This is a genomic window from Phormidium sp. CCY1219 (assembly GCF_035615515.1).
Taxonomy (GTDB): Bacteria; Cyanobacteriota; Cyanobacteriia; order Cyanobacteriales; family Laspinemataceae; genus CCY1219.
The window spans coordinates 1-1,703 of sequence record NZ_JAJENT010000493.1 but is presented as its reverse complement, the minus strand read 5'-3'; the positions used below and the strand labels follow the sequence as shown (position 1 = coordinate 1,703).

Below are 1,703 nucleotides of genomic sequence, written 5' to 3'. Positions count from 1 at the left end.
GTGGGGGAACCGTGGGTCAGTCGCTCGGCTTATATCCCCACGGATAAATCCGGGGGCTTTACGCCGATTCTCGGTAAGCAGCGAAACTGCTACAGATGACAGCAGATAGACTCAGAAAACTTCTCCGTGCCGACAGAGTGAGTGGCGCTTATAAAATCGGTCGAAATTGGGCAATCCCGCTAATTAACGGAAAACCGCAAATCCGGAAGGGGACGCGCGGGCCGAAACCCCGATGGAAAGGCGCGCACCCAGTAGCGATGAGTTACATTCACGTGAACCAGAATGTTATTCGACAAAATAACAAGCGAGAGGAAAAAGAACCCGTAATTAGCTTCAAACGGGGGCAAACCAATCAGTATGGGTTTGAAGCGGAACTCCCCGAAGTGAATTCAATCGAGGGGGATGCGATCGGGCTATTCTTGATGGAGCGCATGAGGTGATTTTTTCCGAAGTTTCTTTGTGGTGTAAGGGGATTCTATCTCTCGATTTTTATGCGATCGCGCAAGCGGTATAGCAGTCCTAAATCAGTTGTAACAGATATAATGTAAGGATGAGACCCGCCCTAGAAGGAGGCATTCAGAAAACATCATAACCATTATCACTGAACTAGATGATTTTATTAACCCCAGCACAAATACTCAAGAAGTCAAAAGAGCCTTGGCTGTTAAAATGATTTTAACGGGAACATCTTATTATGAGATTGAAAACTTATTGCAGGTGTCTCATAGTTTTATTAGCAAGTGGAAAAATCGAGCTATTTTTCAGGGAGTAGATAGCTTAAAACTTCAATATAAAGGAAGTAAAAGTTACCTCGCTTCCTCAAAAGCCAAGGTGATTGAATGGCTAAGGCAGCAACCTTATTTAAGACTCGGAGATTTAAAACGACATTTAGACCAGGAATATGGAGTGGTTTATGCTTCGGATCGAAGCTACTATGCTTTGTTCAAAGCCGCTAAAATAAGTTGGAAGAAATCTCAAAAAAAGAATCCAGCAAAAGATGAAGAACAAGTCAAAGCCAAAAAAAGGAAATTCAAAATAAACTCAAAGAATGGGAACCTGAAATAAAAGCTGGAAAGCTTGCGGTGTTTATGATTGATGAATGTCATCTTCTTTGGGGAGACTTGTTAGGTTATGTTTGGGGACGAACAGATATTCGGGTGGAAATCCCTATTAAAAATCAGAAAAATAGACAAACTTATTATGGGGCATTGGATTATCGAAGTGATGATTTTATTGTCAAAGAATATTCAAGTGGCAATACGAAAAACACCGTTTTATAAACCATTTACAAAAACAAAGGCCGGGACAAAGAATTGCCATTTTTTGGGATGGCACTAGTTATCATAAATTTCAAGAATTTAAAGAATATTTAAAGCAAGTAAATGGAGAGTTGTCAGAAGATGAATGGTTGGTTCATTGCACTACCTTTGCTCCAAATGCTCCCGAGCAAAACCCAGTAGAAGATATTTGGTTACAAGCTAAAAACTTTATCCGGCAGTTTTATCATCTATGTGATTCATTTAAAATAGTAAAAGGACTATTTAAGTTTTTTGCTGATGGTCAAATATTTGATTTTCCCAAACTTTCTTATTATGGAATTTTGCCACAACTGATTTAGGACTGCTATAAGAGAATTCCTGGGAATGCAGTTTTCCCAGCCGAATCTGCGAATCAAGCCTTTGCTTTAAATTAGCCTAAGAGAA

1 protein-coding gene and 1 pseudogene are annotated in these 1,703 nt (G+C 39.8%); both read left to right on the top strand.

Annotated elements, in window-relative coordinates:
* Positions 1–95: 95 nt before the first annotated feature.
* Complete coding sequence (locus LKK83_RS12820; RefSeq protein WP_324631539.1) at positions 96–440, top strand: hypothetical protein; 345 nt, start codon at positions 96–98, stop codon at positions 438–440.
* 51 nt (positions 441–491) lie between these two features.
* A pseudogene (locus LKK83_RS12815) lies at positions 492–1,618 on the top strand (IS630 family transposase).
* Positions 1,619–1,703 lie beyond the last annotated feature (85 nt).

Bases quoted from the DNA above. Each gene is read 5' to 3' on its own strand.
- LKK83_RS12820 (WP_324631539.1), top strand. From the start codon at position 96: ATGACAGCAGATAGACTCAGAAAACTTCTCCGTGCCGACAGAGTGAGT.